At 58.6% G+C, this 26024-nt stretch carries 14 protein-coding genes; 6 read left to right on the top strand and 8 right to left on the bottom strand.

Annotated elements, in window-relative coordinates; all coding sequences use genetic code 11:
- Positions 1-43: 43 nt before the first annotated feature.
- On the top strand, positions 44-877 hold the full coding sequence (locus tag BUA38_RS11870; RefSeq protein ID WP_083587555.1) for a methyltransferase: 834 nt from the start codon (positions 44-46) through the stop codon (positions 875-877).
- A 387-nt stretch (positions 878-1264) separates the two neighbouring features.
- Here the strand turns inward: BUA38_RS11870 and BUA38_RS11865 are convergent, their stop codons facing one another.
- On the bottom strand, positions 1265-1906 hold the full coding sequence (locus BUA38_RS11865; protein WP_072826055.1) for a response regulator: 642 nt from the start codon (positions 1904-1906) through the stop codon (positions 1265-1267).
- A gap of 166 nt (positions 1907-2072) precedes the next feature.
- Between BUA38_RS11865 and BUA38_RS11860 the strand changes: the two genes are divergently transcribed.
- Both BUA38_RS11860 and BUA38_RS37810 read left to right on the top strand, forming a co-directional pair.
- Positions 2073-3836, top strand: a complete 1764-nt coding sequence (locus BUA38_RS11860; RefSeq protein WP_083587554.1) for an ATP-binding response regulator — start codon at positions 2073-2075, stop codon at positions 3834-3836.
- Between the two features lie 297 nt (positions 3837-4133).
- The gene (locus BUA38_RS37810; RefSeq protein ID WP_072818088.1) at positions 4134-11099 is read left to right on the top strand and encodes an autotransporter outer membrane beta-barrel domain-containing protein; all 6966 of its coding nucleotides are present in this window, start codon (positions 4134-4136) and stop codon (positions 11097-11099) included.
- Positions 11100-11378: 279 nt separating this feature from the next.
- On the opposite strand, the gene BUA38_RS11845 is transcribed toward BUA38_RS37810, so the two are convergent.
- Positions 11379-12341: a hypothetical protein gene (locus BUA38_RS11845; protein ID WP_156898499.1), complete on the bottom strand. Its 963-nt coding sequence runs from the start codon at positions 12339-12341 to the stop codon at positions 11379-11381.
- Between the two features lie 119 nt (positions 12342-12460).
- Positions 12461-12805, bottom strand: coding sequence for a hypothetical protein (locus BUA38_RS11840; RefSeq protein WP_156898498.1), 345 nt, complete (start codon positions 12803-12805; stop codon positions 12461-12463).
- A 783-nt stretch (positions 12806-13588) separates the two neighbouring features.
- On the opposite strand from BUA38_RS11840, the gene BUA38_RS11835 reads away from it, so the two are divergent.
- Positions 13589-14479, top strand: coding sequence for a caspase family protein (locus tag BUA38_RS11835; protein WP_083587977.1), 891 nt, complete (start codon positions 13589-13591; stop codon positions 14477-14479).
- A 140-nt stretch (positions 14480-14619) separates the two neighbouring features.
- On the opposite strand, the gene BUA38_RS36660 is transcribed toward BUA38_RS11835, so the two are convergent.
- Positions 14620-15030 (bottom strand): hypothetical protein, encoded by a 411-nt coding sequence (locus BUA38_RS36660; RefSeq protein WP_156898497.1) that lies wholly within the window; start codon positions 15028-15030, stop codon positions 14620-14622.
- A 118-nt stretch (positions 15031-15148) separates the two neighbouring features.
- Here BUA38_RS36660 and BUA38_RS11830 point away from each other — a divergent pair, with 118 nt between their 5' ends.
- Both BUA38_RS11830 and BUA38_RS11825 read left to right on the top strand, forming a co-directional pair.
- Positions 15149-15409, top strand: coding sequence for a hypothetical protein (locus BUA38_RS11830; protein WP_072818083.1), 261 nt, complete (start codon positions 15149-15151; stop codon positions 15407-15409).
- A gap of 719 nt (positions 15410-16128) precedes the next feature.
- A complete protein-coding gene (locus BUA38_RS11825; RefSeq protein WP_244553242.1) occupies positions 16129-19101 on the top strand; it encodes an ATP-binding protein in 2973 nt (990 codons plus the stop codon).
- 45 nt (positions 19102-19146) lie between these two features.
- On the opposite strand, the gene BUA38_RS11820 is transcribed toward BUA38_RS11825, so the two are convergent.
- The 4 genes from BUA38_RS11820 to BUA38_RS11805 form a co-directional block, all read right to left on the bottom strand.
- On the bottom strand, positions 19147-20541 hold the full coding sequence (locus tag BUA38_RS11820) for a Dyp-type peroxidase (RefSeq protein WP_072826054.1): 1395 nt from the start codon (positions 20539-20541) through the stop codon (positions 19147-19149).
- A gap of 14 nt (positions 20542-20555) precedes the next feature.
- The gene (locus tag BUA38_RS11815) at positions 20556-22538 is read right to left on the bottom strand and encodes a hypothetical protein (protein ID WP_072818081.1); all 1983 of its coding nucleotides are present in this window, start codon (positions 22536-22538) and stop codon (positions 20556-20558) included.
- A gap of 44 nt (positions 22539-22582) precedes the next feature.
- Positions 22583-23962 carry a cytochrome P450 gene (locus tag BUA38_RS11810; protein WP_072818080.1) on the bottom strand — a complete coding sequence of 460 codons (1380 nt, stop codon included), beginning with the start codon at positions 23960-23962 and terminating at the stop codon, positions 22583-22585.
- Positions 23963-24274: 312 nt separating this feature from the next.
- On the bottom strand, positions 24275-25435 hold the full coding sequence (locus BUA38_RS11805) for a glycoside hydrolase domain-containing protein (RefSeq protein ID WP_072818079.1): 1161 nt from the start codon (positions 25433-25435) through the stop codon (positions 24275-24277).
- Between the last annotated feature and the right edge of the window lie 589 nt (positions 25436-26024).

Genomic DNA, 26024 nt, shown 5'->3' with positions numbered 1-26024 from the left:
AATCAGGAGTAGCGGACCATTTTGAAGCGTGCCCGGATTTCGTATGAAGGCCAATGCACTCGCCCTGCTCGCTCGGTCCGATTACACCAGGGGCGAACGCCTTCGAGAAAGGTTCTTAACCCACTTGTGTTTCAAATCGCTGGGCACGAGCAATGGAGTTCCGGTTATGAAGATTTGGTCGTTTGCCAAGCACGCATTCATGACCTTCTGGTATGGATACGTCAAATTACTAAATATGATTTTTCCGTCGATCGTCGTCCGGGGAAAGCGACTCGTCGTATTTCCTGACGTTTATAAGCCGCTGGAAAATGAATACGCTTGTGCCGATTACTGCCGCGAGGGCGACAGGGTACTGGACCTGGGTTGCGGGAGCGGTGTCGGAGCGGTGTTCTGCGCGCCGAAGGCGCACGAACTGCTCGCTGTCGATATCAACCCGTCAGCCGTCAAGAATACGGAAGAGAATTGCCGCCTCAACGGCGTGAACAATGTCGTGGTTAAGCAAAGCGACATGTTTTCCAGCGTTGACGGCAAGTTCGATCTGATTCTGGCTAACCCGCCCTATCTCGAGGCGGATTTCGAGGACAAGGAAAAACAGTTTGCAACTTCGGTGCGTTACCTGCCCACTCTTTTCGCACATGTCGGTGAACACCTCGCGGATAACGGCCGGCTCCTCATTCAATATCCGATGTGGTTTCGGGGGCTGATCGAAAGACTCGGGGCAGAGCGAGGCCTGAAGCTGGTGGAGGTACGGCGGATGCCGCTTAAGTCTCCTGCGCTTCTTCTCCTTAGCCTGCTCTATATGCAATTCGGTTTCCGGTCCGCCTTTTACCTGCTGGAACCGATGCGAACGCCCGAAGCGAAAAGGCTCGCCGCCTAGGGTCGTTTGCAGGGTCTAGCCCGCGCATCCGCAGATACCACTCGTGCGGGCGATCGGGGGTTTCATAAGGACTGGCAAAAGCCAGCTTCGAACCGACACGACAGGGTTCCGTGGCTGCCAACGCAGCGTTTTCAGGTTCGGCCTTTGGAATAAGAATTTGGCCGGCTTGGTGAGATTTGCATCGGCAAAGCGACACCAGGAGATCGGTCAGCGGCCGATTTATGTCATAACGCTGATTTTGCGAACGGCCACCGCCTCGCCAGACCAAGGTGCCGTATCGATATCCGCTCTTACGAGTTGAGCAGAGGTCAAATCGCAAATCTACGGCGCCCGCTAATGACCCGAGCGGAAGTATTTACTTGGTACGCATAGGTGCCCAATCACGTTTCAATCTGTCACGATCCGAGCTTGTCTCGCCGCGGCTGCGGCTTGCGTTCGATTCACTACACCGAGCGCCCTAAAGATGGCGGTGATGTACGATTTGGTCGTCTTTTCGGAGAGGTTGAGCACGTGGCTTATCTCTTTGTTGGTGAGCCCACGGCACAGCTCTCGCAGCACCTCGGTTTGCCGTTCGGTCATACGTCCAACAGCGGCAGGTGCCGGACGAGGGGCCTCCTCAGCCAGGGTAGGCGTATAGTTGAGTATCAACGGCGGTACATAGATTTCGCCTGCCAACACCAACCGTAGGGCAGACAGGACATTTCGCGGGCTAGCTGATTTTGGCAAATATCCGAATGCTCCCGACTTCAGGGCGAGAGACACATCGTTCGGATCCTCTGACGAAGACAATACGATCACCGGCAAGTGGGGCCGGCGTTTGGCAAAAACGGGGATCACTTCCATGCCGCCCTGATCTGGCATATTGAGATCGAGAAAGACCGCGTCGAGGTCAGGGTGGGCTTCGGCTAATCGCAATCCTTCTACCGCTTCCGATGCCTGCAACACGTCAACGGCTTGCTCGAATTGCTGAAGCAAGGCGACAAGTCCCTCCCTCACCAGCGCATGATCGTCGATAATGAGCAGCTTCATGCTAGCATTATTTCCGATAATCTTACCGAACCGCAAGTCGTTGATCCTCAAATGCTGGAAAATCGGCCTGGGCTCGCCGACTAAGAGCCCCCTCATAGATCCGGATTTATGGCTTCACCTCTGATCTAACCCACCCGAGTAAGCCGCGACAGGCGAGAGATCTGCAGTGCAGAAGGCGAAGATGTCCCCTCAGCGACTCGATCAATTGCGCGCAGAGCAGGTCGCAGGATTCTATCGTAATTCTACGCCGGGCACGGCGGGTGGCATGATCGTAGCGCCGATTCTCTCAGGGCTGCTGGTTTACGAAAAGGCTATCTCTTTCGGTGTGGCTGCCATTTTCGTGCTGCTGTTGGCTTCAAGCACTGTCGGACGATTAGCTTTGATCCGGTCCTATAAGAAGGCGGAGCCACCGGCCAAAGACTGGCGCCGTTGGGCCAATTTCGCGATCGTGACTGCGCTCATTGGCGGCTCGTGCTGGGGATTAGGCGGGCTGTTCTTAATGGATCCTGGTCGTCCAGAATATCAGTTTATGGTTCTTATGACGTGCGCCGCGCTTGCAGCTGGAGCGATCACGGCGTTTGGTACCTACTTGCCGTCCTATTACTGCAATTTGTTCACCATCATGGCGCCGGGTTGCGTTTGGTCCGCGTTGCAGGGAGATGCCTTGCACTGGACTTACGCCATCCTTGACGTGATCTGGGTGGTCGTTGTCGCTGTTCTCGCAAATTCGTTTAGCAAATTGTTGATCGACTCGCTCGAACTGCAATTTGCCAACCTCGACCTTGCCAACGACCTGTTGGTTCAAAAGGAATTTGCCGAGGCTGCCAATGTCGCTAAATCGAGATTCTTGGCATCGGCAAGCCACGATCTACGTCAGCCGGTTCACGCGCTGGGTATGTTTGTCGGCGCCTTGCGCGATCGACCTCTCGATGAAGTCAGCGGTCGACTAGTAAGGCAGATTCAAAATTCGATAGGCACGCTCGATAGCTTGTTTAGTGCAATCCTCGACATTTCGCGCCTCGATGCCGGTGTCATCGAAAGCGGGCCACAAGCTTTCGCAATTCATCCGATGCTCGAACGAATCTGCCGTGACGAGATTCCTGAAATCGATCGCAAGGGTATCGAATTGCGGCTCGTCCATTGCAGTCTCTTTGTTCGAACCGATCCGGTATTGCTTGAACGTGTCTTGCGTAACCTGGTCTCCAACGCCGTTCGCTATACGGACGCAGGGCGCGTGGTGGTTGGTTGCAGGCGTGGCGCTCGGTTGAGCGTTCAGGTGTGGGATTCCGGACGTGGCATCCCGGCTGATCAGCAGGATTTGATTTTTCAAGAATTTTATCAGATCGGAAATTCAGAGCGGGACCGAGCGCAGGGATTAGGACTTGGTCTTGCAATCGTACGACGCTTGACACGAATACTGGATATTCCGATGCAGATGCAATCGCGGGTCGCTCGGGGATCGGTGTTCAAGTTGTCCATCCCAGTAGCCGCGGAAAGGTCGGTGGCTATTGAGCCTTCCCAAGGACTGCCTGCGGTTGCTCAGGCATCACGTTTCATCCTGGTTATCGACGATGAGGTTGAAATCCAGGAAGGAATGAAGGCTTTGCTGACGGGATGGGGGCATTCGGTCGTTACCGCGAGTTCCTGCGCCGAGATGTTGGAATATGCGACCGCCTTTATCACTACGCCGAGCCTGATTATTTCGGATTACCGTTTGCGAAATGGCGAAGATGGCATTCTTGCTATCGAGCGCCTCCGCTCCGAGTTCAACAGCGATATTCCGGCCATTCTGATCACTGGCGACACGACGCCCGACCGGATTCGTGACGCGGTGATCAGCGACTGCTTTCTGATGCACAAGCCCGTATCCGACAACAGATTGCGCGCGTCGATCGCAAAATTGACGGCTGAAGTGCCAGGGCGGCTCTGATCATCCGACGTTCTACGAACGTTCCCTTCGGTACCGACGCTGCACGCGCAAAAGTAGTATCTTCATGGCAACACGTTTGGCTTTTTAATGGTCCTAAGACCGTCCTAGGACCTAGCGCCTACACTCGTCCTCGGCGAAAAACATTGCGCTGACTTTTGTGTACGCTACGCACTGCGGTGGTTCGCCTTGTGATGGCTTCTGGTCGGCGACTTGAGGCGGCGATTGAGCGTAGATGTAAGAAGTATCGTAGGTGGCCGTCGGGCGTTCATCTGCGAATTGGGTTGGCGACCGATCGGGGTGCAGTGGGCCTCGCGCGCCGGCTCAATTGCGCTTGCGATGGTTGCGGTCTACTTCGCTGTTCTTGCCGGAAGCGCCAGGGCAAACGATCTCTGCGCAACGGCCGGCAACTCCGCGACCTGCTCCGGCGATCAGTCTGCTGGGATAGCGCTCAATTTCGGTGGCGTGGTCAACAGCCTATTCGTCCAGTCGCTGACCTTGCCAATCATGCCGGCGGCGGGCACTGCCGGCATCAGTTTCCAGGCGCAGGGCTTCCCCGGCATTCAGATTACGACACCCAGTGGACTGCCCGGATCGCCCTTATCCACCACGACCGATACCAGCGTGGGCATCACGACGAGCAACGCGTCCGGCATCGCGGTGACCAGCACTGGCGGCAATGGCGCTGACTATGTTCCGTTCGTCAACAATGGCGGCGGCGGGGCGGGCGGAGCGGTCACCGTCAGCAACGCGGGCTCAATCACGACATCCGGGGCGAATGCGATCGGCATCTCCGCCCAGAGCAGCGGCGGCAGTGCAGGATTGAATGCGGCCACCGGCGGCGGCGGTCTCGGCGGCGCGGTCATGGTGACGAATTCAGGTGCCATATCGACCAACGGGACCAGTGCTTACGGCATCTTCGCGTCTTCGATCGGCGGCAACGGCTATCTGCAAAGTCAGGACAACGGCGCGCCCGGTGCGATGTCCGGCAATATCAACGTCGGCAACTCCGGTTCGATCACGACGCTGCTTGCCGGCAGTTCGGCTATCTTTGCGTCCTCGATCGGCGGCACGACCGGAAACAGCAGTTCGATCGGCGCCAATGCCGGCTCGATCACGATCACCAATAGCGGCGCGATCACGACATCAGGATCGAGCACGCTACCGGCCTTCCCGTTTCCGTTCACGCTATCGAACGGAATCATGGCGCTTGGAACCGGTGGCGCGGGGAGTAACGGCGAGAACGAGAACGGCGCCGGCAACCAGAGCGGCGGCAATGCCGGTGCTGGCGGCGTCGGCAGTGCGATCAGAGTCAACACTGGCGGCACCATTATCACCCAGGGCGTCGGCAGCTACGGCATTTATTTGCAGAGCCTCGGAGGCGTCGGTGGCGTCGGCGGCGGCGCCGGTGAGGAAGGTGCTACCAATACAGGCGGAGGCGATGGCGGAACCGGTGGCGCCGGCGGTGCCGTAACGGTGACGGCGTCCGGTACAATCAAAACCAACGGCGGCGGCGTTTCCGCCAATAGTGTCGGTGGTGCAGGCGGCACCGGCGGCGACGCGACCGGTCTCATATCAGTCGGGCGCCCCGGCGGCGACGGCGGCGCGGGCGGTGACGTGACCATCACGACGTCAGGCCTTTCGCTCACCACCACCGGAAACGGCACCGTGAGCCTTTTCGCAACGATCCCGCCTGTGGGCATCCTTGCGCTGAGCCAGGGTGGCAACGGTGGGACAGGTGGCGACGCCAGCGACAACGGGAATTCCGACGGCACTAGTGGCAACGGCGGCAACGGTGGGACGGGCGGCACCGTCAAGATCACGGGATCGGGGACCGTGATAACGTCAGGTGCGAACGCTGTCGGCATTTACGGCCAGAGCAATGGCGGCAACGGCGGCAACGGCGCCAACGCATTCGGCACCAGTAACGCTGACGCGCGCAATGGTGGCGCGGGTGGAAATGGCGGCACCGTCACCATCGATACGTCAGCCAATGTGACGACGAGCGGCAGCGGCGCTTACGGCATCGCGGCCTTGAGCCAAGGCGGCAACAGTGGCAACGGCGGCGCGGCGATATCGGTGTTCAACTCCAATGCGGGAAACAGCGCCGACGCCGGGGCCGGCGGCACGATCACTTTGACGTCGAATGGCACGGTTACGACCGGCGGTTCGAGTGCGGCAGCGCTGTACGCCTTGAGCTCTGGTGGCGATGGTGGCAACGGCAATAGTGCAGGCGCAGCCGTTGCCGCTGGCGGCAATGGTGGCGCGGGCGGCAATGGCGGAGCGGTTACCGTCAACGCCAATGGGACAGCGAGTTCGGCGGGCAATGCGGCCGCCGGGGTGAGCGCTCAAAGTATCGGCGGGACTGGTGGCAATGGCGACAGCGCCGGGGGAGCTGGCGGCAGCGGCGGCCCGGGTGGCGCCGGTGGCTCGGGCATGGCGGTGATCGTGAATGCTAACGGCAAGATCGCGACCGGTGGCGATCTGTCCTATGGCGTTTATGCATTGAGTGAAGGCGGAGTGGGCGGCACCGGCGGCAGCGCCACCGGTGCGTTCGTGACCAATGGCGGCCGGGGTGGAGCAGGTGGCGCTGGCGGTGAGGTGACCGTCACCACGGCCGCGAACAGCACCATCACGACGTCCGGACTGCTAGCGAGCGGCATCTACGCGAGAAGCCTAGGTGCGGCCGGCGGCAATGGTGGCAATGCGGGCGCGACCTACGCCGATCCCGGTGGCGGCGGTGCCGGAGGCCTTTCGGCGCTCGTCACCGTCACGGCGAATGGTTCGATCACTACGAGCGGATTGGGTTCTTTCGGTATTCAGGCTGAAAGCACCGGCGGCGGTGGCGGCACGGCGGCCAACGGCAGCGGTGTCGTCTCGGTGGGCGGTACCGGCGGTGCGGCGAGCGATGGCGGCATTGTCAACGTCAGCAACTACGGATCCATTATGACGAGCGGGCTTGTCGCACACGGCATCACCGCTGCCAGCATCGGTGGTGGCGGCGGAGCCGGCAGCCATGACGGCGGGCTGGTCGCGCTCGGTGGATCGGGCAACTCCAGCGGTGACGGCAACACCGTAACCGTCACCAATGAGGCCAGTGGTGCCATCCAGACGTCCGGCATCGGAGCATACGGCATTTATGCCGAGAGCCTCGGTGGCGGTGGTGGCAACGGCGGCGGTTCGAGCGGCCTCGTCTCGGTCGGTGGCGCCGGTAGCACTGGCGGCAATGGCGGCAACGTCAATGTCTACAATTACGGGTCGATCACCACGACGGGCCTCGGGAGCAATGGCATCTTTGCTCAGAGCGTCGGCGGCGGTGGTGGTGACGGCGGCTCCGCAAGCTCGTTCGCCGCGCTTGCTAGTGTCGGGATCGGTGGTAGCGGTGGCGTTGCCGGCAGCGGCATGCAGGTTCTGGTTCAGAACTACGGTGCGATCGATGTATCCGGTTTTCGCTCGAGCGCGATCTTCGCGCAAAGCCTCGGCGGCGGGGGAGGCAATGGCGGCGACAGCACACTCGGTTGCGCTTGCGTTGTGCAATATGCGGTTGGCGGCAAGGGTGGCTCATCGGGAGCCGGCGGCAATGTCGAGGTCGATAATTTTGGTACGATCAGCAGCACGGGCGACCTCGCGCCAGCCATTTTTGCGCAGAGCGTCGGCGGTGGTGGCGGCAGCGGCGGTGCTGGTTATGGATATGGGGCCGGCGTTCTCAACGTCGGCATTTCGGTCGGCGGCGCCGGCGGTTCGGCTGGTGGCGGCGGCACCGTTACCGTTGATCAAACCGGCGCAATCGTCACGACAGGTGTGAATTCAAACGGTATCACCGCCTTCAGCATTGGCGGGGGCGGTGGCAGCGGCGGCAGCAGCGCCTCCCGCACGGCGACAACGCTTTTTGTACCCTCCAACACAGGCAAGACTGGTCCGGCGACGATGTCGATGGATCTTTCGTTTGGGGGCACCGGCGGCTCTGCTGGAGACGGGGGTGCGGTCAATGTTTACAACACAGGATACATCCTAACCGGCGGCGCCGGATCTGCCGGCATTTTTGCACAGAGCGTCGGCGGCGGCGGTGGCAACGGCGGTGATGCGTCGGCCACGTCGACAGCTGTCAACGACGGCGGCGCGAACACGCTGTCGCTGACCGTCAGCATGGGGGGCAATGGCAGCGGTGGCGGCAAGGGCGGCACTGTAGCGGTGAACAACGTCGGCAAGATCTTTACGACGGGCGACGAAGCGCCGGCGATCGTCGCGCAAAGCGTCGGTGGCGGCGGCGGCATGGGTGGCGCTGGCGTTGCCTCCTCCGACACGGTTGGCAACATCAATAATTTCACGCCGGGCAACATCTTCAATCCAAACCCAAGCACGCCTCCTGCCGATCCGGATGTCCCGAATTCGACCGATAGGTCGAAGCTCGAACAGCTAGCGAACGGTTCGAAAGAAGGCTTGAAGGTCGCTGTCGCTGTTGCCGTCGGTGGCAGCGGCGGCATAGGCGGGGCTGGAGGAGACATCTATGTCACCAACGACGGCGACATCGTGACCTATGGCTATGCTTCACAGGGCATCTTCGCCCAAAGCGTTGGCGGTGGCGGCGGATCGGCGGGTGGTGGCGGAGGACAGAGTTCGGGCGGGATTGCCGTCGGTGTCGGCGTCGCAGGCAACGGCGGTGCGGCCGGCAAGGGCGGCGATCTCTACATCAGCAACACCGGCACGATTTCCACCTGGGGCGACGATGCAACCGCTATCTTCGCACAGAGTGTCGGGGGTGGCGGTGGCCTCGCGCTGATCGGAGACGGCCATGTCGGCCTCAACCCCAAGGGCGTCGCGATCGCGATCGGCGGCGCGACGGGAAGTTCAAGCGACGGCGGCAACATTAGGCTGAGCCAAACCGGTACCATCACGACGATTGGTGATCGCTCGTTCGGTATTTTGGCCCAGAGTATCGGTGGTAGCGGCGGCATCGGCGGTACCGGCGATGGGATCAATCTCGGCGCCGTGGTGGTAGGCGGCACCGGCGGCGCCGGCGGCAGCGGCGGCGTCGTCCAGATTACGGATTCGGGAGGCATCACGACCTACGGCAACGGCGCCCACGGCATACTCGCGCAAAGCATCGGCGGCGGTGGCGGTATTGGCGGAGATGCGGCCGGCTCCAACCCTCATCTTGGCAGCCGAGCACTGACTGTTGGTGTAGGTGTTGGCGGAGCGGCTGGGGCGGCAGGCAATGGTGAGGGGATCACGATCTCGAGCACCGGCCCGATCCAGACCTACGGTATCGCCGCCTATGGCATCCTGGCGCAGAGCATCGGCGGCGGTGGCGGCATCGGCGGCAGCGGCGACGCTAGCGGCGGCACCATCGCCTACGCCGGTTCGAATGGCGGCAACGGTACCGGCGGCGCCATCACCATCGATCAGACGGGAAACGTGATCGCCAACGGCGTCGATTCGCATGCGATTTTCGCGCAGAGCGTTGGCGGACAGAGTGTCAGCGGGACCACCGGTGGAAACATCATCATCAATCTGCATGCCGGCATGATCAGCGGCGGCACCGGCAACGCGGCCGGGATTTACATCGACGGCGGTGCCACCAACGCCATCAACATTTCGCTCGGCGCGATGGTGTCGGCACAGTCCGGATTTGCCATTCAAGCGACCGATGGCGTAGACCAGAACGGCGTCGCGCGCGCAATCGGTAACACTACGATCAACAATTCAGGTGGCTTGGTCGGCAATGTTGATCTTGGCAGTGGCCAAAGCCAGATCAACAATCTCTCGGGCGGGACGTTTATCACCGGACAGACGCTGAACCTCGGTTCGGGGGCGCTGGTCAATGCGGGCCGGCTTGACATCGGCGGCTTCAAAAATGTCATTACGACGAACCTGACCGGCACCTTCGCTCAGACGGCGACCGGTACTTATGCGGTCGACGTCCGCTTCGGCGGAACATCGGATCTGCTGGCTGTGAATGGGCTCGCTAACGTTCGCGGCCTTATTGCACCCAATGTTCTGTCGCTGCTGCCCAACACGCCTGCGACCATCGTCACTGCGACCGGCTTCGTCGGTGTGAACGACGTGACGGCGATCAATTCGCCGACTGTGACCTACGGCGTTCAGTTCGTCGGCAACTCGCTCCAGCTCGTCGCGCTGCAGGCGCAATTCGCGGCACCTGCATTGATCACTTCGCTCACGCCGAATGAAATGTCGGTCGCAAACCAGCTGCAGAACATCTGGAACGCCGCTGCCACCCCCAGTATCGGCCCCGTGTTCGCCGCGCTTGCAAATCTAATAGATCCTCAGGCTTACGCCCAAGCATTGGATCGCCTGCATCCGGCGCCATATCTCGCGCAGACTGCGATTTCAACTTTCACCGGGATCGGCTTCGTCGACAGCATGATGAGCTGTCATCTCCCCGCCGGTCCCTATGCGCCGCTGACTGAAATTCCCTGCGATTGGGCAAAGCTGACCGGCAGCTTCTCGAGCCAGATCGCTTCATCCACTTCGTCAGGGTTTCACGATCAGGCGGCACGTCTTCAGACCGGGAGGCAAATCGAGATTGCGCCTAACTGGTTTGGCGAATTCGCAGTCGGTTACGAAGCGGGCCGAACCACGAGCGGCAGTCTCGCCACCACGCTTGCGGACCGCTACGACTTCGGCGCCGCTTTGAAGCATCAAATCGGGCCTTGGCTGTTTGCGACGGCCCTCGATGTTGGATACGACGCGCTAACCACTACGCGCTACATCAATTTGGGCGGCGTGACCGCGGCTAACAGTTCGCCGAGCGTGTGGCGTCTAGATTCGCGCTTCCGCGCCGTTTATGTCACCGAGACCGCCGGCGCGTACGTCAAGCCGTCGCTCGATCTCGATATGATCTATACCGCGGTGCCCGGGTTCAGCGAAAGCGGCGCCGGAGCGCTTAACCTTAATGTCGCTGCCGCCAATAAGGTGACGTTTGCGGCGACTCCGACGATCGAAATCGGACGGACCTGGTTGCCGGCGGATGGACCCGCGGTGCGGCCCTATATTCAGGGCGGCGCTACCGTATTCTCTAACAATACCTGGAGCGTCAACTCGACGTTCGAGGGGGCACCGGCCGGCGTTGTGCCGTTCACGACATCAAGCACGCTTCCGCAAACGTTGTGGAAAGTCGCGGCTGGGATCGACGTTTTCAGCGTGGGACGAATACCGGGTCTGGATCTCCGCCTCGAATACACTGGACGGTTTGGACCTGGCTACAATGACCAGACTGGTCTAGTTAAGCTCAGCCGGCACTTCTGATCGGCGGGTTGAGAAGAGAGCGCAACAAGAAAATGTGCGGTCCACGGCAAGCGCAAGACCGCTATCGGCAGCCGAGTATTTATTTTCCATGAGCTCCGTAGCCCGTACGAAAAGTGTAGCGAAATTCGGGAAGGGGGTGGGTGGGAGAGGGACTATCATCATAGAGAGCATGGACGTCCGCCTACGGCCCGACGCGGACACGAGCGGACCGCAGCTAGCGGACCTTAAGATCGATGACCGGATGGAGGTAGACTTCAAGGATCGCTACACCTATCGCGGTTATTCGTCGTCGTAGTAGTACTGCCACCGCGGCGGGTGCTGCCGGCGCGGCGGTGGCGCCGGGAGCATTCTCGTTTGCGGCGACTGGGTCGGTCCCGCCGAGGGCGGAGACGTCTTGGGCGACGCGCTTTGCTCGGAAACCTTGGCGAGCAGGCGCGCCATGTCTTCCTGTTTCGTCTTGAGCTGCTCAATGGCTTTTGCATTGTCGCTGGCTATTTGGTCTTGCTTTGCCTTGAGCTGTTCCATCGCTTGCTCCAGATTTGCGATATCGCCCGTCACCTTTTGCAGCAACTGTGTCAGGTCTGAAGCCGCCGAGGCAGCCGTAGCAGCGTCCTGCGGCCCAGTGTGGGACAACGGTGCTGCTTGCGGCGGCGCTGCCTCCGCCACGGTCACTTGAACGGCGGATGGATTGGGTTGTGCAGGAAACGGCGGGGTTTTCGATGGCAAGGATGGCGTGGAAATGAGCTGCGGCGCCCATTGGGCGCCAATCAGCATCGCGCCGCCATGAGACGATTGCAAAACGAAGGCGACGATGCCCACGATACATACCGCCGACAGCAGGCCGACAAGGCCACGTCGCGCAAGCCTCCGACGCGGTGGTTGCGCGGCGGATCCAACCGAAGGTTCGGGTACGGCATCGTGCCCAATTTTTGAAATCCGTTCAGACAAACGCGCAAGCTCTTCATCGGCGCGCGCGATTTGGTCGTAGGCACGCGCGATTTGTTCATCGGCGCGAGAGATCAAGCTATCCTTTGTCGGTGTGGAGCTCATTGGCGTTTTTCTCCGTCCAATGTCATCCGCAGATAGTGTCAAACACCTGGCAGGTCGACCGCCAGCGAAGACCTTAACGCAATCTTGTAAGGCGGACGATAGAGAGTATAGGACCACATCACCTGACGCGCCAAGTCCGGCGGTAGGACCAGCGAACGCGGGGAATGCTCCTTGTCTGGTATTCTGGTTCACGCGCAAAAGGTCGAAATCAAATAAAAAAAGCGCCTCTCGTAATAGATGTCGGCCGCATATCCAATCGATCGCGAATGAACGCCCTTAAATTGGCCTCGTCTTTCGGCCGTTTGCTAATTTCATGCTTGCCCGGTCTTGGTTGCTGAGTTTCGTGCGGCGATCTTTTCCCTCAGATCGTTGCAGATATTGCGGACTTCTGCCGTAACCTGGGAACAATTTTCAATCTGCTGAAAAACACGCTTCGCTTCCTCGCGGTAACGGCCTGCGGTTTCCTTTAACTCTTCGGTCACGCCGAGCGCGTTGCGGGTTACGGTCTCGCATTGCTTGACGAGATCCATCAATTCCGTTCCCATTACCTCGATCTCTTTTGCGGCGATTTCGTATTCGCGGACAACAGCCTCCGCAGACAGCTTGCCAATCTCCGTTGCACCCGCGCTGTGCTCGACATAGTCGGGCATCGCCATAGCTGGCGCGCTTACGGTCGGCGCGGCACCTTAGTTTGGCTCATTCACAGGCGGTCTGCTCCGCACTTCTGCCGCGATTGCGCGCTCGATTTCATTCAAGTGGTCTTTGTCTAGCGATCGCACCATAACTGTTGCTCCTCGTCGGCAATAATTAAGAGAAATCTTTGCCGATGAATCCTCATGCTTTCGCATCTGGAGCAACAGGACTGTTGAGTTAAGCTTGTTAGTTAAGCTTTATGCGTGCGGTACGAGTTAATTCGGGAACCGTCGCGCGGCGCTGGCAGCGCGCCCTCACAGGCATTCGGCTTGAGGTCGGTGTGTGGGTAGGTCATTCCTTGGCTAATATTAACCAGCAGACCGGCCCCAATCTCATTCAGAGATTTTTCTCTCATGATCGGTTTTTAAGCCGGAGCGTTCGTTGGCCTTTCACGTGCGGCTACCTCGTTGCGCGGGGGGACGGCTTCGCCAGGGGAATGCGTCGACGGACCTCGCGAGGGCGCTTGGTTGTCGGATGCTAACCCTTTTTAGGCGCTCGCATCCTTTTGTTTACCAATCACCACAAGGCGCTAGAAACCACTTCGCCTAATCCGAGCTCAAGGATTTTCGTGCACGCTTGTCGAAGGGCAGGTGGGAGATATGTTGCGATCCAACTGATCGTGATTGCCGCGTCTAGTTATAGCGGCAGCGCGTTTGAAGGATGGCGATTCTCAAAATCGAGCGTTCGGCTTTAATTCACGAAATGCTTTTCGCTCGAGATGCGACAGATATGAAGTGGAGAGCGAAATGAATGTGGGGCAACTCTACATCACTCGTCAATTGGTCGGCGTGACGTATTGCATTATCAGTATGGCACTGCTGGCGATCGGTGCGCGCGCTACCTTGGATATTCACACATCGGATGCGCCAAGGGTTGTGTTTGCCGAGGAGAGCGCCGGCGCCACCCAGCTCGCACTCATAATCGGCAATGGGCATTACCCAGATGCCGCCGAACCACTGCACCAACCCATCAACGACGCAAGCGGTCTAGCGGATGCAATGAGCCGGCACGGGTTCGATGTCGATATGGTCGAGGACGCTACCAAGGCAGATATGGCTAACGCGATCGAACGGCTAAAATCCCGGATCAAGCCCGGCTCGGTCGTAATGCTGTTTTTCGGCGGCTACGGTGTGCAGTCCGGCCGCGAGAGCTACATGATCCCAATCGACGCAATGATCTGGAAGGAAAGCGACGTCCGACATGAGGGAATCTCGATCGAAGCCGTGCTCGACGTAATGAAGGAGCGGGGTGCTCGCGCCAAACTGGTTGTGCTCGACGCCTCAAGACGCAATCCCTACGAGCGACGTTTCCGCTCTTACTCCCACGGGCTTGCACCAATCAATGCGCCAATTAACGCACTCATTCTCTCGTCTAATACGCCCGGCAAGGTCGGCGATGACTCGACAAACGAGCACAGCGTGCTTGTTACTGAGCTGCTTAACGAGCTTGATAGGGAGGTGAGCGCTGAAGGGGTCTTCAACAAGACCCGCACTGCTGTTTCTCGCGTCTCTAATGGCGAGCAGATTCCCTCGGTATCTTCCTCGCTTGTGGAAGACCTGGGCTTCAGTCCGAGCGATAGTTCAATAACTTCGTCGCTGCCGCCCGCTGCATCGCGGACGAGCGCAAGCCTACCCTGACTGGTCCTGCTTGTCCGATTTGCCGCAACCGACGTTGATCTTAGCCGAATTTCGACAAGAACAGGAAAGCGCGACGAGGAAGGTCACCAATGGGGGGTACGTCGATCCTCAGGCACTCCCGTCTCTCGGACCGGCCTCATTCAGGGATTTTTTTCCGTCGCTCGCAGATTTTTGGAGCTTACGGGCTGGTCACGCTGGCTTTCGTCAATCGGCGTTGATGAAAAGCTTCGTTGTCTGAATCGCTTGCGCCGGGGGAAAACCGCAGCGCTATAGCTCATTCGAAAACGGCCCATTATTTTTCCGGGCACGGCTTGGGTCGCTTGTCGCGGCAAACCAAAAACGTCGCGAAATTCGGCAAGGGGGTAGCAACTCAGCGCCTGCGCTCGGCCGCTGGCTGAATTTTTCCATAACAAGGGATGCGCGAACACTCGCTGTGGTGAGCCGGCACGAGGCGCAATACCGCCAGTCGCGACGTCGGTCTTCGAACCCTGACGCGGCTGATCAAGCCGCCAATGTCCGCAAATGAGCCCCAAAGCCGATATTCGTTTCATGGAGGGCAGCTCTTTTCTCCGACAGTCGCGAGAAGGACCCCACCAAAGGTGAAATAGCTCACACTTTCCCAAAACTAATTTCATTAGAGTTCGAATCACGCCTAGCTAGGGGGCGGCAATGGCAAGCTTAGACACGGGCCTAGCTCGCGTCTTTGCCTTATCGGCAATGACACGAGAGCAATACGTTCAGCGGTGCAAAGAGAACGCGCTCACGCTTCTTCGGGAGGGCCGGATAGGCGAGGCGGTCGCCTCGATGATGATGGACATGCGTAAACACCCGGACTGCGGAGTGCCTCGTGAAGTCAACGCGATTGGCATCTTCGCCGCGGAGGCTGGCGACATGGCCTTGGCGCGCGCCTACATCGACGGTTTTAATTGAAGGCGTTCGGCAGCTCGGTCATGTCCCCTTCATCCCAATTAGCCGCCGTCGAACGTGCTATTCTCAATGGCCGCGGCGCTTCCTGAAGTCGAAAAGTGCGTTACCCATCGGATGGTCAGCGAAAACGGTCTTTGGACTAAATGCGATTGTCATTTGCCCCCCAATGCACCAAGGCCCTGCCTCTGCTTCAGGGCGTTCCAAGCCGCAGTTCCCTTTACCGCTCATCTCCAAATGGCACGGCCTTGAATCAACTGCCGGAAGGACGGTTAAGAATATCGCCCGCGTCGCAGTGTTTACCCGCGTGGCGAAGCGATCCATTCCGAGGTTAACTACCAATTTAATCTGCTCGATAGCATCCTGAAATTCGAAAACGACAGCTCGAAAATGTCTGGTGAGAGGCCGTTTACCGGTCAATTCGGCGGCAATTAACGACGTTGCGGGTCGGACGCCCGCCTTGCCGTCGGCATAGAATTGGCTAACAGTGGGGCGGGTCCGAAAAAGGGGCGGCTGCCGTGGTCATGAAGCAGCGCGAGCTACCTAGTGAATTTGGACGTCGGTGTAGCCATTGCGGGTTCGCAATCCAGCCGGCTGCTAACTTTTGCGGTGGCTGTGGACGATCCAGAACCCTCTCGAGCGCGACGGATCAGAATGCGCTAACATTTCTGCAATCAAAGGTGCCGCCCGAATTGGCCGAGCGGATATTGCATTCCGGCGGCGCCATGTCCGGTGAGCGCAAGCATGTCACGGTTTTGTTTGCCGACGTTCGCGGGTCGACAGCTCTAATCGACAAACTTGATCCAGAAGAGGCGCTCGAAGTCCTTGGGCCGGTGCTTCAGGTTCTCATGGACGCGACTCATAAGCATCATGGTTTCGTGAACCAAGCCCGTGGCGACGGCATCATGGCTCTTTTCGGAGCTCCCATAGCCACCGAGGATCACGCCGTGCAGGCTTGCCGCGCCGCGATTGCTATGCGGGCTGGTATCGACGAACTCAATCGCAGGAGGTCTAGCGACATCTCCTTGCGCATCGGAATGAATTCCGGCGATGTGGTCATCCATTCGATCGGCAGCAATCTTGTGATGAACTACGATGCGGTTGGGAAAACCGTTCATCTGGCTGCTCGCATGGAAGAGTTCGCGGCCTCGGATGCGATCATGATGACGGCAGCGGCGCACAAGCTTGCTGAGGGTTTCATAGTGGCGCAGTCGCGAGGCGCAGTTGCTCTGAAAGGCGTGGAGGAGCCAGTAGAGGTTTTCGAATTGGATGAGCTGCGTTCGACCACTCGCTGGCAGGCTCGGTCGTCGCGGGGCCTCAGCAGACTTGTAGGTCGGCAGCCGGAGCTGGATACGCTCAGGGGTGCGCTCCAAAGAGCTGCAAGCGGAAATGGGCAAGCGCTGACGGTGGTTGGAGCTGCGGGATTAGGGAAGTCGCGACTAATTCACGACTTTGTCGGTGAGCTTCCGAGCGAGTGGATGGTCCTGGAAGCCGCATGCGTCCCTCAGCAGACCCTGTCTAGTTATTACCCAATCAGTGGTCTTATCCGCAATATGTTCGGAATCGGCATCGATGATGCGCCTGCTTTGGTAGCTAAGCGAGTGAGAGAGCAGATCGTTTCGCTGGAACCGACCTTGTCGGAGTATCTTCCGGCTATTTCTTCAGTTTTAGATATCAGCGTCGAAGATCAGGATCAGGAATGGAAAAAACTAGAACCTTCTGAAAAGCGTCGTGCGATCATTGAAGCGATTATTTCCCTGATCCTTTTTCAAGAACGGCGCACACCTATGGTGATCATAGTCGAGGACGTCCATTGGATAGACGCCGAGACAAAAATCATTCTTCACAATTTTCTGAGTCGTTTGCGTGGCATGCGGATCTTGATGATCATGACGCAACGGTCGGAAGACGGATTGGCAGATCCTGGCCTCCTTCGTCTTGAGCTGTCGGCGCTCGATGGCATGGCCTCACAAGAGATGCTCGACCGGCTCATGGGGCGAGATGTCACTCTTCAGTCGATAAGACAGCGTATTGTCGCAAAGGCCCAGGGAAATCCATTATTTCTTGAAGAGCTGGTTCAGTCTCTCGCGGAGGCAGGCAGCTTTAGGGGAGAGCCGGGGTATTACGGCTTAAGCAAACCTGCTGAGCGGATGGAGATCCCTCAAACTATTCACACTGTTTTGGCTGCGCGTATTGATCGATTGGATGGCGTGCCGAAGGCCCTGTTGCAAACCTCCGCTGTGATCGGCGCGGACGTCTCGATCGCGCTGCTCTCAGGAATCCTCGAGGTAGCTCCAGGCAAGATAGCCAGAGACCTCAAGACGCTGGAGAAGGCCGACCTGCTCCGGAAGGTGAAGCGTGTCGGATCCGAATATTCCTTCAAGCACGATCTAATCCGAGAAGTCGCCTACGGAACGATGCTATTGGGGACACGTCGGTCGCTTCATGCTAAGGCGGTTGCAACGATCGAATCCCGCTTTGCCGACCGTCTCGCTGAGCACATAGATCGGCTCGCCGATCACGCATTCATGGCGGAACTTTGGGAAAAGGCGGCCCCCTATCAACTGCGGAGCTGTCGACGCGCCGTAAAGCGAGGAGCCAACCAGGACGCGATCGGGATTTACCAACGGGGATTGGAAACCTTATCGCATTGGCCGGCTTCGGCGGCCAAGACAAAGGCTGAAATCGACCTCCGACTAGTAGCTGTAATTGCGCTGGAGCCGCTGGGCAAACATCGCTTGATCGCCGATGTGCTGCGCGAAGCGCGCAGCCTCGCCGATACCTCCAGGGATCCGTTGCGCAATGCTGCTGTGAACTGTCAGCTTGCGGTCGCCCTCTGGAGAATCGGAGAACATGAAAGTGCGATGGAGGCCGCCATCGCCGCGAGCAGAATTGCGCAGCAGATAGCGGACCCGGCCCTTACTTTTGCGTCGCTGCACAATATCGGGATAGTTCTCCACGAAACCGGAGCTTACAAGGAGTCGATTGTAATCCACGAAAAGTGCTTTGCCTTTGAAACCCCCGAACTTGATATCAAGCGCGCGGGATGGGCCGCCTATCCAAGCGTAGTGCTCCGCACCTTTCTGGCCGATTCCCTGATTGAAATCGGCGAGATTGAGCGAGCCGAACTCATGGCCGTTGAGGCGAGCCAACGCGCCGAAGCGGCGGGTCATTTTTATTCGCGTGCGAATATTTCACATGTCCTTGCTCGGTTAAGATTAGCGCAGGGCCGGCATGCCGAAGCGCTGTCGCTCGCGCGAGATTGCTGGCAAACCTGTCTAGATCTCGGGATCGTGCAAATGTATCCGATACTCGCGGCGCGGATGGGGGAGGCATATCTTGCGGAGGGCGATATCCAGGCCGCTGCCGAGATTCTTTCCAAGCCAGAGCGCTTGGACGTACCGCTTGCCGAAAATGCGTTCGGTTGGGGATGGCTATTTGTCACGCAGGGGCGGGCATTTTTGGCTGCGAACGATCGCATGCAAGCCCGCACTGCGGGAATGCGCGCCTTGACGCTTGCGGAAGAGCGCGGTGAACCGCCACAACAGGCTTACGCGCTGAAACTCCTGGGCGATACCTCGTTGGCGGAAGGCGACGTGTCCGAAGCTCGGGTTTATTTCGGGCGTGCTCTCGAGCTTGCAACAACATGCGGGATGCGTCCATTGATGGACCAATGCACCAAAGCCTTGGTCATTTGATCGCGCCCGCCCCGCCCTTTGAAATCGCGTAAGTGTCGCTTCAAATTAGGAGGCGGCGATATCGTGCAGCGCTCGAATTCCCGGAAGGAAAAAGTAGGCCCCGCCGCGCACCCTAACAAACGGTGCCGGACGAGGAATGTGAAGATTCGCCGGCCGGCTTTGTATCGTGATGCTTTCGCCCCCCGAAAAGTGGCTAATCAGATCTGTCCCGGCGTAGAGACCGTTGAAGCGGGGGTTGTTGAGCCACGAATGCTGAATCAGTTCGAACTGCCCGGCGATGTCAGCATTCAAGGCAATGAACAGCATGCCTCTCTCAGCTTTTTCGCCCAGGCGTTCCTGATCATTGGGCTTCCATCTCTGGCCATAGGGCCGGCCGCGCCGGATGATCCGGTGCATCTTTGAAAGATGCAGCGCCGTCACCGGATCCGGTATGAGGGAATCACGCGGATTCGCACGCCGGATGTGCGCGCCAATCGGGCACGTCAAACCGGCACGGTCTTCGTAATAGTAGAGGAAGTCGTTCTTGGAACATCCCACATTAGCAACAGCTCTCTCCGGAACGAGCGGAACGCCGTCTCTCCATCGGCCGAGCAGACGTGCGGCAACCCAGTCTTCGGTCTCGCCGAGGTTTTTAGCCACATCCGATAGAAACGCGTTGAACGCCGGCACATCCTGCTCGAGTTGTCGAAACACAAGGTAGGTGCCGTTTCGCCTGATATCCCGGCCGTGGCGGGTGGTGATGCGAGCCCGACGCTCGTTCAAATATCCAAGCAGGAACTCGCCCGGCTTGACCTCGGAGCCCGGCCTTATCCCGGACGTTCCTTTCTCGGGCGCCTTGTTCTTCTTTTTGGGGCGTCCTTCGATTTTTGGCTGTGACAGGCCGTCGACATAGCCGAAATGCTCTTTCGTATCCGGAAAGAGGTGCCCCTTGAGAACGATGGGGTCGCCATCAGCAACGCCATGTATGGCGTCCATTTCACTCTCGATCAACTGGTCAAGCGATGTCTCGTCAGCCACGAACAACAGCAGGAGGACGTCTACGTGGTTCGCTTTCTCATCCCAGCCGCCCCAATCCCAGAACTCAGGCGAGCTAGCTTCGAGGTCTCCGAGGATATTTGTTCGCCGTGGGATTGGAGCGCCCGGAGCATGAGGAGGGGCCATTCCTTCGAGAAACTCCATCGAGAAGGAATTGAGTGCAGGTTCACCGATCCCGAGATGTTGCAGGCCGGAGGCCGTCAATGCCAGATTGATGGCGCAGTGCGTCTTGCGTTCTGGGTCCGGGAGAACCGGTGTCAGTCTTTTCGCGAGGTCCGCAAGCCATTTCTTCTTTTGCGCGCGTTCTTCCGGGCGGAAGCGGCATAGCACATAGGCCGAATAGGGCAGATGCTTGAATCCGCTAAGGACGATGCGCTGAACATCCTCCCATTCGATCTTTTCCATCGCGGCCTCCACTCTCAAAGGTTCTGCACGACCGCGTCGATTTCGGCGGCGGTCAGCGGCTCTGACAAGGACTGTCGGGCAGCGGTGCTCGTATTGATATTCACAACGCTTAGCAACGGATAGGCGCTGTACCAAGCGACCGTCTCTACCTGGCTTTCCCGCACATAGGCCTTGAACGGCTGCTCCGCCTGGGCCCCCTTCCAGAAATAAAACGATGTTTGAGGGAAGCCGTAGCATTGACCTTTTTTGCCTTCGACTTCGACAAAGGTATTCGTCCAGATGGCGTTCAGTCCCTTGACCGCCGTCAAGTCGATGAACTCGTTCAGGTAGCTGTCCCAGGCCCCCCCGTAATTGTCGAGGAACAACAACCGCCGGCCACCGTCGATGAGAACCCAGCGAGCCGAAAGGATCGTCGGGATCTCGCCAAGTGTGCCGACGTTGAACCAGAATCGGGACAACAGGTTGATGACGAACAAGGTGGCGCGCAACGCCACGCCGTGTACGAAGCCGGGCTTGACACGTGTCAGGCTTGTCAGGTGGTTTTGAAACCGATTGTTGCCGCCCTCTTCCCGCGCGTACTTTTTCGCGTTGATGGATGCCCTTGCTTCGAGCGCCACGGGGTCGGCGAATTTCCGGCCATCCAGCAATTCGCGCACCCGCAGGATAGACAAGAACAGGAGGCCGATGGCATACAGCGCAAAGACGCCGATCAATCCGCAGGCGGCGATGGCGAGGGCGCCGGAGAGCAGGCTCTTGGCAGACTCCTCGTCAAACACTGAAGGCATGTAGCGGCTGGCGACAAGGATGCAGCCAGCGACGGTTATCGCCATTGCAACCCTGACAAGATCGAGCCACAGACGCCGCCAATTCTCTTGCGGACCGGTCAGCTTCTTCAGTTCGACCGATATCTTTAGGGATGTTGCGAGGTATTGCAGACCGGCCAGCACGACGACCAAAACGAACAGAACAAAGAGATGCACAAGCACGGAGTACCCGACGGCGCCGGCCGACTTTCCCACTTCTTCAATAAGAGCCTGCAAGACAGCTCCGGTGAGAAAGATGAATGCGCCGTATGTCAAGATCACCGCAACGTGGAGCGGAACGCGCCTGAAAAAGAACTGATCACGCGGGTGCCGGCTCCAGCTGATGAGGAAAAGCTCCCCGCAGCGAAGCAATAACCAGATCGCGGTCAGTCCGATCACTGGAAACAGCATCGCCGGGATTTCGGACGCAGAACCCGCGAGACGACTGACAATGCTGCTGCCAAATCGGCCGGCGTCATCGAACAAGGCCGGGATAGCGCTCGATAGCGACTGAAGCCGCCAGCCGCATGCGGCGACCGCCAGGGCACCGATCAGGCAAGCCAAAATCAGGGCTGCAACACCCGCAGCGGTGGCGATAGTTGTCCGAAATCTGACCTCCCAGGGCACGGGGGCCTGTTGTTCAGCCCATCGCCTGCTCACACGCCGGGCGATGAAGCCACGCAGGTCGCCAAAAAGTCCGTTCAGCCGCGGCGCGGAGACGCCACCATCCTGCAATCGAGAAAAATAGCGGGTGATCCCTAGATGTATCCGGTTCTCGTCCTTGATTTGCGCAACGGTGCGGCCGGGACTGCCGGAAAAATAGATGTGAGCCCCCGCATCGTGGCCAACAAAGTATTCTTTTGCGAGTTCGGGACTCGTGAGGCCGGAGACCGGATAGCCGGCGCAATGCTGATAAAGCTCGTGCATACCAATGCCAGCGACGCGCAGGAGATCGGAAAGGAAGTCTGCTTTTGTTCCGTCGAATGTCGCTTCGAATACGAGACTGGGACCAAAATCGGCTGCGGCTTCCAGAACGACGAAGCTGGCGAAGTGGAGGTTCGGAATAAGGTCAAATCGAAACCGCGGGCGGCAGCGCATGCCGACTTCCGGCTCCGCATTTTCGCGGAGATATTGACGACAGGGTTCGATATACGACGTCTCTATCGGCGTTATGATTGTGATGTAATCCGGCATCGGCCTTTATCCGCTCGAATTTCCGCGGGTTAAAATGATCAACGCTAAAACGTAACGACGAGGCCGGCCGCCACCGGTCCGTCAAATGCGAGATCTCCCTTCGTGCCGGCGGCCCGGGAAAGATTGGGAAAGACAAGCAACGACCTGAAAATCTCGAGCAGTGCGGTTTCGGCGATGTATTGTCCAAAACAGTGCCGCGGCCCGAATCCGAAATGGAGGTAGCGTTCGAACGGTCGCGATACGTCAAAGCGTTCTGGGTCGAGGAACACCTCGGGATCGAACATGGCTGCCAGTGGCGGCGCAAGTACCCTCGTTCCCGGCCGGACGATCCGCGCATCCTTTGTGCCATACGCGATCACCGTCTCGCGCGGTGTATCACGGATCAAAAGCGGCAACATCGGCCGGAAGCGCAACGCCTCGTAGACGTAATGACGCAGTGTGCAACGAAGCGCGTCCACGTTTTGTGCACCGCTGCTTACTGCCTGATCGAGCTCAAGCGCTACCGATCTCGCCTTCTCTAGATCGTCCGGATGCGCGAGGATCTGGTCGATGGCTCCGGCGCCTGCCCGCACGATCGTCGCTCCTCCTGTCGCAAGAAGGCCGGTGAGATAGCGGCGTATCCAGTCCTCATCGAACCAGTTCGGCCGGCCAGGATCGCGGAGCCGCTGGACCAGCCTCGTTAGTAGGTCTCCGGCAGGTGAATTCGGTGGGGGAGCGACGGGATTCGACGGCTTCTGCTTCTGTGAGATTTCCTTCAGCAAAAGCTCGGTGACGTTCGCCATGCTCTCGCGCGAGCGGGACCATGGCTCCGAACCAACGGGCGGATTGACCATGATGATGCCGGCGAGGTCGCGCATGGCGTGCGCCATTTTCTGTGCGCATCCGCCGAGCCGAGGAACGCCAAAATATTCATTGGCAATGTCGACGACGACGGGCTCGATCAGTTGGGAGACCACGTCGATGCGTCCATTCGCGGCGCTGAGCTGCTGGCGGCAGCGGTTGTCGACGATTGCCCTGATCTTGTCGATGTCGGTCGGATCAACCACGCTCTGGAGCAGCTGGCGCTCCTGTGCGTGCTGCTGGCGCCAGTCGACCGTCATGAGGAACGTTCCCCATGGCATCCCCGGTTCGATGAAGTCGCCGAGCGTGAAGTCGTCGAAGCGTTGAAGAACCTCGCGCACTTCGCTTGCCCTAGTGACGACAAGGACCTTCTTGAAGATGAAAACCGGCCGGATACGACGCAGGAGACCGAAGCCGAATTTCAGGTAACCAAGATGACAGAGAAAGAAACACGAGATCCGATAGAGACGCATATGAAAGGCGAGACGTCGGGACTGGATGTAATGCCCGAGCCAACGGGTGAATTGCGCGTAGCGATCTCGCGACCCGCATTGCATCAACGGTTTTGGAACGTTTGTGTCCATCGACACCTCCCGAAACCTCGCTGCATGATGTTACCAGGGCACCATGGTCGGTGCGCTTAATACGTAGATCGCGGAATACCCAAACTAGCAAACGGACCGAAGGGTCATCCTGCCTTGAGTTGCACCGTTGCAATATTGGCGATTGTTACCCCAACCGGCCCGTTAGCGATGTGAACCGTTTCACACTATAACTATCACTCTGCGAAGAAGTAGAGCCGGGATTTTCCGTCCGATTGCGTTTCCCCCGTCTCGATGCCCCCTCGCGGCCGCAGGCGGCGCGATACGTAGACGGCGTTAACCCATTTTGTGGGGCTAGTTTAGATCCGCATAGGGATCGTAATTTGCGTCGGGGTACCAATCGCCGTCAAAAAGACGCGCCTGGCGGCCGAGCGTTACTCGCTGCACGTGATCAGTATCGACAAACGTATGGACGCTACCGGGCGTGCCCCAGTCACCTCCCCAAATCAGCTTATGGTGCTTTGCGAGAGCTCCGAGCATCGAGAAATCGCCCTTCCAGGAAGGTTGACCATTGATGTCCTTTACGATGTCGCACGCCAGGCCGAAGTGATGGACGCCGACCTGTTTTAGCTTGGTGGCGCCTTGATTGAAAAGTGCAACTTGGCGGGCTTGGCTGCGGTAAGTCTCGAAGATCATCAGCTTGAGACCATTTGTTGCGGCATCCGCTATGACGGCTTGCACCAGGTCCCTAGTCGTTGGCTCGAGAAGCTCCGGGTCGGCTATGCGTTTCGGACTGTTGAAGCGTGGATCCGCCATAATGACGTCATTATAAAAGTTGCCCGAAGAGGCCGCCGCCGCTGCCATATCTGCGACGGTTGGAGCCAAAACACCGGCTGCAGCAACTGCGCCCGTTACGGCAAACGCTCCGAAATCCGTCTTAACTTCGTTGATGTCGACACTCAGCTTGTCCCAGTCTTGATCGAGCGGTGTCATCTGCGAAAGGTTCCAGCGACCGCTTCGGTAGAAATCCCGCGTGCCCGCAAAGGCTTTGGAGGCGGAAAGCCAGGTATACGAGCAAATGCCCTCGTCAAGCAGCGTTTCGCAAACTAGGCCGTTGCTGTAAACGCCAAGAGCGTATTTCGATCCGATCGCCTGCTGTACACCGTTGAAGTACTTTCTGATGGCTGCCAGATCGGATTCCACGTAACCGTTGGGGAGACCCTCGAGGGCAAAATAGATGGGCGTCCCTGTTGGCTGGCCGATTGCCATTGCTTGATCTAGCGCATTTTGTCCGTCGGACTTTCCTTGCGCCGCAGTCAGAGTCAGATTGTGACCCGTATCTTCGTACACTGTGAACAGTTTTATTCCTGCACTACTGAGCTTTTGAGCCTCGGTTTTTGTAAGAGCCCATTCAGGGTGGACGACCCGGTAATATCGCCCGACGGCCGTGACACCTTTGGCCCTCAAAACCTCGACCTTGTCGCTGCAATTACTGTTCGTATCGATGACCGTCATTGCATCCTCCCGGCTGCCTACATTCCCAAGAAGACTAGTGGACGGGGGATCGCCGGCTTGTGAAATAGGTCACACTCAACGATTGATTGTATCCTTGGCCGACTGTCTTCGAATGGGTGCTTGATCGGACCTGAACCACGGACGGCAATGGCCAGCGGTCACGTGAACGGCGCAAATCGGGGGTTAGCGAGCTTAACGGCCAAACAGCCGAGATTTGGAGATTGAAGGCGGTCGGAGGTGGGCTAGAGAAACGCGATCGGTTCGGACAGAGAACCCCCAAAATGATGGACTAAAGCAGGGATTCTCTTTCGCTAGGGAGAGCGTCTGGGAGCAAACTCGAGCAAGGTTTTTTCTAGTTTCTTTCCCTCCGCCACGCCACATTCGCCATCGGCTCGGGACGTTCGCAAATGCCAGGATGTCCCAAACCTTGCATATATGACATTTGAGCAGTGACCTGACGGCCGCGCCGCTCTCACCAAGGCGACAGTACTGTGTTCTCTATAAGAGCGATGATGCCACCGGCGGTCAAAGCAAAGCCAAAGAGCAGCCCCGCTACCCAGCCGATGATTTCGTTACGTGCCATGGCGAT

The sequence above is a fragment of the Bradyrhizobium erythrophlei genome (genome assembly GCF_900142985.1).
Classification (GTDB): Bacteria; Pseudomonadota; Alphaproteobacteria; order Rhizobiales; family Xanthobacteraceae; genus Bradyrhizobium; species Bradyrhizobium erythrophlei_B.
Note: the sequence above shows the minus strand (reverse complement) of the source record. Positions and strands in the feature narration are given on the sequence as shown.